The organism is Chromohalobacter sp. 296-RDG, from assembly GCF_029889885.1.
In the GTDB taxonomy this organism is placed as follows: domain Bacteria; phylum Pseudomonadota; class Gammaproteobacteria; order Pseudomonadales; family Halomonadaceae; genus Chromohalobacter.
Genome location: NZ_JARANY010000084.1, coordinates 1 through 7,442, shown reverse-complemented (window position 1 = coordinate 7,442; position 7,442 = coordinate 1). Strand labels below are relative to the sequence as shown.

At 59.6% G+C, this 7,442-nt stretch carries 8 protein-coding genes; 4 read left to right on the top strand and 4 right to left on the bottom strand.

What is annotated here, in order from left to right; translation table 11 throughout:
- Positions 1–200, bottom strand: a 200-nt coding sequence (locus OP495_RS15805; RefSeq protein WP_280570642.1) for a gamma-glutamylcyclotransferase, incomplete at its 3' end; no start/stop codon positions are given.
- 211 nt (positions 201–411) lie between these two features.
- Between OP495_RS15805 and OP495_RS15800 the strand changes: the two genes are divergently transcribed.
- The 3 genes from OP495_RS15800 to mmuM all read left to right on the top strand — a co-directional run bounded on the left by OP495_RS15800 (position 412) and on the right by mmuM (position 3,855).
- Positions 412–1,287, top strand: a complete 876-nt coding sequence (locus OP495_RS15800) for a DMT family transporter (RefSeq protein ID WP_280564474.1) — start codon at positions 412–414, stop codon at positions 1,285–1,287.
- Positions 1,288–1,462: 175 nt separating this feature from the next.
- Entirely contained in the window at positions 1,463–2,905 is a 1,443-nt protein-coding gene (locus OP495_RS15795; protein WP_280570641.1) for an amino acid permease, read from the top strand.
- Positions 2,902–3,855, top strand: a complete 954-nt coding sequence (gene mmuM, locus OP495_RS15790) for a homocysteine S-methyltransferase (RefSeq protein WP_280570640.1) — start codon at positions 2,902–2,904, stop codon at positions 3,853–3,855. The genes OP495_RS15795 and mmuM overlap by 4 nt, the downstream gene beginning before the upstream one ends.
- 284 nt (positions 3,856–4,139) lie before the next feature.
- Here mmuM and OP495_RS15785 read toward each other — a convergent pair whose 3' ends face one another.
- The 3 genes from OP495_RS15785 to OP495_RS15775 all read right to left on the bottom strand — a co-directional run bounded on the left by OP495_RS15785 (position 4,140) and on the right by OP495_RS15775 (position 6,486).
- On the bottom strand, positions 4,140–4,772 hold the full coding sequence (locus OP495_RS15785) for a peroxiredoxin (RefSeq protein ID WP_280570639.1): 633 nt from the start codon (positions 4,770–4,772) through the stop codon (positions 4,140–4,142).
- A 200-nt stretch (positions 4,773–4,972) separates the two neighbouring features.
- The gene (locus OP495_RS15780; protein ID WP_280570644.1) at positions 4,973–5,464 is read right to left on the bottom strand and encodes a C40 family peptidase; all 492 of its coding nucleotides are present in this window, start codon (positions 5,462–5,464) and stop codon (positions 4,973–4,975) included.
- Positions 5,465–5,589: 125 nt separating this feature from the next.
- A complete protein-coding gene (locus tag OP495_RS15775) occupies positions 5,590–6,486 on the bottom strand; it encodes a LysR substrate-binding domain-containing protein (protein WP_280570638.1) in 897 nt (298 codons plus the stop codon).
- Between the two features lie 123 nt (positions 6,487–6,609).
- Here OP495_RS15775 and OP495_RS15770 point away from each other — a divergent pair.
- A partial coding sequence (locus tag OP495_RS15770) for a DMT family transporter (protein ID WP_280570636.1) occupies positions 6,610–7,442 on the top strand: 833 nt, incomplete at its 3' end.

The window sequence follows — 7,442 nt, the reverse complement described above, 5'->3', positions numbered from 1 at the left end:
CCCGGCGCCTGTGGCGTGCCGCGGTGGTCATGCGAGCCCTGCCAGAAACGCCGTTCCCAGCCGGTGATATGCGCAGGCCGGCTCTCCAGAAACGGGAAATCCGCCTTCCAGATCAGCGAACCATAGCCGAACAGCCAGATCGCCTCGTGGTCGTTGAAGTGCGTCATTTGCTGGTTGATCGCGGTGGTATCGAGCGTCATGACTCTCTTGCGTACGTCGAGTGAGTAAATGGGGATCTACCCCCCGATTATGCACGTTTTGGCGTCGATATGCGGCATACCTCTCCTTGCACCATCGCGGTGCGCATTCGATTCGGCTATGCTCAAGGGCTGATTCTTCGGGCCGTTTCCATTACACGTAGCGGGGCGCATTGCGATAGGCGCCGCGTAGTCTTTCTTCATGGAGGTGGATATGTCGCCGTCCCTACTGGGAATCTTGATCATGTGCGCCGGGGTGTTGTGCCTTGCACTGGGCGATGCGATTTCCAAGTGGCTAGGCGCCACGTACGACCCGATTCAAATCATTTTCTTCCGCACCTTGATTTCGCTGCCGCTGATTGCGCTGTTGGCACGCTTCAACGGCGGCTGGCAAAAACTCAAGACTCGTCGCCCGGGCGTGCATCTTCTGCGCGGGTTGATTTTTGCCGGCACAATGTTCTGCTTCGTCACCGGCTTGACCCTTCTGCCATTGGCAGAGACCACCGCCATCGCCTTCGCCGCGCCATTGTTCGTGACGCTATTGTCAGGGCCGCTGCTCAAGGAGCGTGTCGAGCGTTTGCCGTTTATCGCCTCGCTGGTGGGCTTCGCCGGTGTTCTGGTCGTGGTGCGCCCTGGTGCGGCGGGTTTCCAGTGGGGGGCGCTGATCGTCGTCGGTGCGGCGGTGTGTTATGCGCTGATGATGATCACTGCAAGACGCTACGGTGGCAAGGAGAGCCTGTGGGCGATGGTCTTCTACGCCACCCTGGTGCCCCTGATCGTCAGCGTGATGTTATTGCCCGGTGTTTGGCGGATGCCCGAGGGCGTGGCATGGCTGGGCTTTCTTGCCTCCGGCATTTTCGGTGTCGGCGCGGTGTCGTGCATCACGCTGGCGTTTCGTTACGCCCCGGCGGCGTTGGCGGCGCCGTTCGACTACACCGCCATGGTCTGGGCCGTGCTGCTGGGGTGGTGGTTGTGGGATGAAGTGCCGGATATCTGGGTCTTCATCGGCGCCTTGGTGATCATCGGCAGCGGCGTCGCCATTGCCTTGTATGAGCGGCAGGTGGCTATCAAGGCGCGCCCCACGACATAAAGCGGCCGTTACCTCCGAAAGCCTCATGATCCTCAGGCTTCTATATTTTAAATAAGAATATAGAAGCCTTTTTGTATACTTTTTTGGCTGGTTTGGGTGCACTAAAATAGTGCTCCTTTTAAATCAGGCCAATGGGCCGCTGCAGCCTCATCAGGCGAAGGATAGGGATGTCTCCATGAGTGAGCAATCGAGAGGCCAAGAGAGTGCGCACTTCAAGCGCAGCATGCAGACCCGTCACTTGGTCATGTTGTCTTTGGGGGGTGTGATTGGCACCGGACTGTTTTTGAGTTCCGGCTATACAGTGGAGCAAGCCGGGCCGATCGGCGCGGTGTTGGCGTATCTGGCAGGTGGCATTGTCGCCTGGCTGGTGATGATGTGCCTGGGCGAGCTGGCGGTGCATATGCCGGATTCAGGTGCCTTCAGCGCCCATGCTAGCCGTTATATCGGCCCGGGAACCGGCTACATGGTGGCGTGGATGTACTGGCTCACCTGGACGGTGGCGCTAGGTTCTGAATTTACCGCAGCGGCGGTCTTTATGGGGCGCTGGTTTCCCGATATCCCCGGCTGGTACTGGAGTGGCTTGTTTGCGGCGATTGTCTTTGGCGTTAATGCGTTTACCTCGCGCTTCTTTGCAGAATCTGAATTCTGGCTCTCATTGATCAAGGTGATCGCGGTGGTGGTGTTTGTGCTGGTGGGCGCCGTGGCGATCGTTGGCTGGATACCGCTGCATGATGCCTCTGGCGCCGAAGTCGCCTCACCGGGCCTGTCGGCGCTATGGGGAGAAGGCGCCATGCCGCCCAGCCTGCTGGCCATTGGCACTACCTTGCTGGCGGTTATGTTTGCGTTTTCCGGTACCGAGTTGATCGGGATTGCCGCCGGAGAAACGGTGGATCCGGCCCGCAATGTGCCCAAGGCGATCCGCGCGACCCTGTGGCGGTTGATCCTGTTTTTTGTCGGCACCATCGTCGTGATCGCGGCGCTATTACCTCAGGACCAGGCCGGACTCACTGAGAGTCCCTTTGTGGCCGTCTTCCAGCGACTTGGAGTGCCGGGAGCGGCCGATATCATGAATTTTGTGATCATTATTGCGTTGCTGTCGGCGGCTAACTCCGGACTTTATGCCTCGGCACGCATGCTATGGACACTGGCTGACCAAGGCACCTTGCCCAAGTCGCTCAGCCGTCTCAATAAGCGGGGTATTCCGATGAATGCCCTACTACTGAGTATGGTTGGCGGCTTGGGAGCGTTGTTTTCCAGTGTCTATGCGCCTGAAACCGTCTACCTGGTGCTGGTGTCGATTTCCGGCCTGGCGGTCGTGGTGGTCTGGATGGCGATTGCGCTCAGTCAGCTCAACTTCCGGCGCCAATACCTGCGTGAAGGCGGGCAGTTGAAGGACCTGGTCTATCGCACGCCGTTCTACCCTTGGGTACCGCTAATCGCGTTTGCGGCGTGCTTGGCTGCGTGCATTGGCATTGCCTTTGACCCGCAACAACGTGTAGCGCTGTATTTCGGTGTGCCGTTCATTGGCCTGTGCTATCTGGTGCACTATGTGCGTCACCGTACGCATGCTCAAAACGTCGCCCATGCGGATAACGTCATTGAGGAAACGTCTGTATGAGTGAGTTGAACCCGATCAAAGCCCTGTTGGCCGATGTGCCCTTTATGGTCATCGACGGTGCCTTGGCCACCGAGCTGGAAGCGCTAGGCTGCGATCTCAATGACAGCCTGTGGTCGGCGCGCTTGCTGGCCCAGTCCCCGGAGAAGATCCGTCAAGTGCATCAGGCTTATTTTGAAGCCGGGGCCGACTGCGCGATTACCGCCAGCTACCAGGCCACGGTATCAGGCTTTATGCAGGCGGGACTGACGTCGCAAGAAGCGCGAGAGCTGATTCAGTTATCGGTCACGCTGGCGCAACAGGCGCGAGACGCGATCTGGCAGCCCGGTCAAACGGATCGTCCCAAACCGCTGGTGGCGGCATCCATCGGCCCTTATGGCGCCTATTTAGCGGACGGTAGTGAATACCGAGGCGATTATGATCTTGACCGCGCCGGACTGGTGGCGTTTCACCGCGAGCGTTTTGAACTCTTGTTGGCGGCGAAAGCGGATCTGCTGGCGGCTGAAACCTTGCCCTCATTAGAGGAGGCACTAGCGATCACCGATTTATTGGCTGAGCACCCTGGCGCGCAGGCCTGGATTACCTTCTCGGCGAAAGATGGCCAACACATCAGCGATGGCACGCCGATTGAGGAGTGCGTGGCCGCGCTGGCCAACTGTCCGGGCGTAGCGGCGATCGGTGTGAATTGCACGGCGCTGCCTCACATAGAATCGCTGGTTCAGGCGATCCGTCGTCAGTGCACGCTGCCGGTATTGGTCTATCCCAACTCGGGAGAGGTATACGATGCGGTGACCAAAACCTGGCACCCGGCCCAATACGATCATGCCGCTGCCGATATTTCCGGTTTGGCACAAGGGGTTGAGCAATGGCTGACGGCAGGCGCATCAGGCATTGGCGGTTGCTGTCGAACGACGCCGAGTGATATTCAGGCACTCGCCGAGTGGCGCTCTTAACGTTGGGCTGCGTCAGGTGAGGACGTCTAGTGGCCGCCCTCGGCGTCAACGTTTCTTAACATTCTGCTGATTAACTCGTCGTACTCCACCTATTAAACGCGGAGCTGGGTACGACGATGCACATCAAGATCACGTTCAAGATAGCGCTCCTTCTATTATTCGTTGCTTATCGAGCAGCGTGTTTGGTGCGTGTGATTCGCACGGCGTGGCGTGTGGCGGCCAAACGACAATCGCCCGTGGCCTAAGCCACGGGCGATTGGAATCACAACGCCAGGGGGCGCGCGTTATTTCTGCAGCTTGACCATCCGCAGATACGGCTTCTTCTCGTCCCAGCCTTGCGGGAAGAGTTCCTTAGCCTTCTCGTTGTCGACCGAGGGTACGATGATGCAGTCGTCGCCTTCGGTCCAGTTCACCGGCGTGGCGACCTTCTGGTTGTCGGTCAATTGCAGGCTATCCAGCGTGCGCAGGATTTCCGCGAAGTTGCGACCGGTGCTGGCTGGATAGGTCAGCGTCAAGCGTACTTTCTTGCTGGGGTCGATGATGAAGACGCTACGCACCGTCAGGGTGTCGTTGGCGTTGGGATGAATCATTCCGTACAACGAGCTGACCGTGCGGTCGGCGTCCGCCAGCAGTGGGAAATTCAGGCCGTGGCCCTGGGTTTCCTTGATATCGCCTTCCCACGCCTTGTGATCGTCCAACGGGTCGACGGAGAGACCCATGGCCTTGGCATTGCGCTTTTCGAATTCTGGCTTCAGGCGTGACACTTCACCGAGCTCGGTGGTGCATACCGGCGTGAAATCCTTGGGATGCGAGAACAGGATGACCCAATTGTCGCCTGCCCATTCGTGGAAGTTGATCGTTCCGTCGGTGCTGTCCTGGGTGAAATCCGGGGCAATATCGCCGAGTTGTAGTGCCATGGCGTCCTCCTTTCACTGATTGGCGCGAAGCATCGAGCATCGCATCACGAACAAGGCATGGGAAACAATGAATGTCGCTAAGCAAATGCATCTTGGGTATTTGCCCAGACGAGGCGCTTCCCGCGCCCTCTCTTTCGAATACATGGTGACGTGTGGCGGCCAACGCAAGGGGGGAACGCACCGTAACGCCCTGTTGCCGCTCACGGCGCCGGGCCGGCCGCACCCAAGTAGTGCTTGCGCCAGTAGCGGATATCCAGCGAGGACACCGTCACCTCACGACCGCTACCGGGCGCATGGATCATTCGCCGGTCACCCAGATAAATCCCTACGTGGGTGGCGCGATCCCCGGCGCCGAAGAACAGCAGATCCCCTGGGCGTGCCTGCTCGCGATGACCGAGGGTCTGGTACTGCTGATTGGATGTGCGCGGGACGTCGATACCCGCCGAGCGATACGCCACTTGCACCAGCCCGGAACAATCCACTCCACTCTCCAACGAATTACCGCCCCATTTATAAGGTGTGCCCAGCGCCTGCTTGGCGTTGGAAATGATCAACGCTCGCTCGATGGAGAGACCCTCTGCCGTGGTCGGGCCGGGATCGTGCGTTTCGATGCGTTGACTCGACGAACAACCGGCCAGGACGAGCAGGCACACGAGTAGCGCCAATACTGCTCGCACGCGCGGCGCGAGCATTCCACTAGACGCTACTGAATAGGTGGCAGGGTAACGCCCCATGCTAACTCCTTCCGGCGGTATGCAATGAGCGACAAGAATGCCAGCAGTGTAGCCAAGGATGCTACGGGTGCGAGAGAGCCACTTCATGCGGGTGTCGCTTTGTTAAAGCTAACTGTTGACCGGGCCTGAATGTGAGCTTGCAGGCTCAATGCGAGCTGACGCGTCGCTTCCTTGGGACGCCCTGGACTGCGGTGCAGGGCGATTTCGGTCATGGGCAGCTCGGGGAGCCCTTCGGCGCTATCGATGATACTCAGGTCCGAGCCCAGCATGGAGGGGGTGAGCACCGTTATCGCCAAGCCCGCGCGCACCGCGGCCGTAAGGCCGGATAGGCTGGCGCTGGTATACGCGATCCGCCAGGGCAGACCGATGGCGTCGAGCGCTGCCAGGGCCCGCTCACGAAAAATGCAGACGCCGTCAGTGGAGACTGCCAGCGGTAGCGGCGTACGGCGTTGGGTGTCATGCCCGGGGGCGCCCGCCCACACCGTGGGCTCCTGACACAGCACTTCTCCGCCAGGGCTCTTGGGCTGGCGGGTGGTGATTGCCAGGTCCAAGCTGCCCGCGCGGACGCTCTGCACCAAGTCCACGCTGAGCCCGCAGTCCACTTGCAATTCGACTCCCGGATACTGGGACTCGAACTCGGACAGTGCCTCGGGCAGATAGATCACGTAATCGTCGGGAATACCCAGTCGCACCACGCCATCCAATCGTTGATCGCTGACATCCTGCCAGGCGAGGGCGTTCTGGCGCAGCATCTGCCGCGCGTGAGAGAGCAGGCGCTCCCCGGCTGGCGTAGGAATCGGCGTTTTGCGCCCGCGTTGCAGCAAGGGCTGCCCGAAGGTTTCTTCCAGGCGTTTCATGTGCGCACTGACGGTCGATTGCGCGAGATGCAAGGTATCCGCCGCGGCGGTGAATCCTCCCCTATCCACGACCGCCACAAAGGTATTGAGCACCACCAGATCCAAGGGACGAAAGTTAGTCATACAGCACCATCACGAATCATGATCGAAATATCAGAAGTCTTCGTTTCCATGATAATTCATCCTGCCCCAGACTGTTCGCATCGCATACAACTAACGTCTATTCGTTACTCACGGGAGCAGGCCATGGCTAGCACACGTACCTCCGCCGGGCTACTAGCAGGACTCTTGACCGTAACGCTCTGGGCGAGTCTCCCGGTATTGCGCGATTTGATCAATCTACCGCCCATGCTGACGGCCGCGGTCGCCATGGGCGCGGCGGCTCTGATGGCGCAAAGTGTCGGGCAGCGTGGCGGTGCGTCGAGCGGGGCGACGTCGTATCGGGACTGGAAGTTCTGGCTGATGGGAATCGGCGGCCTGACGGGCGCACTCTATTTTTACTTCTCGGCGCTGGGGAAGGGAGATCCGGCGAAGATCACCCTCGTTACCTATCTCTGGCCGCTGGGTTTCATGCTCGTGGCGGATGTGCTGGCCGGGCGTGGGCTCAGGGCGCGCACCTTGCTGGGGTCGGCTGTGGCTTTTTCGGGGCTGGTGCCGCTGGTGCTGTCGAATGGCCAAGGTGAACCGACCTCGGCGCTCGGCTATATGGAAGGCATTGCTGCGGGTCTCTCCTGGATCATGTTTTCCCTCTATCTGCGAGGACGTGCCGCCTTGTCCTGGGTCGAATACAAATACTTGTTTGCCGGCGCCGCTGTCGCCTCCTGGGGGCTGCATCGTCTATTCGAAGTCGCCCCCGAACACACGACCGCCATGGACTGGATGGTGGCGGCGCTCATCGGTGTCGGCCCTTACGGATTGGCCTTTATTACCTGGGGCTACGCCCTGCTACGCAGTTCTTCCACGCTGTTGGGAGTGTTGACCTATTTCGTACCTATCATTTCTTCCTTGTTTCTGATCCTAGTGGGACGCGCCGCCTTTAGCGTGCCGCTGGTCATTGCCTTCATCGGCGTACTGGGAAG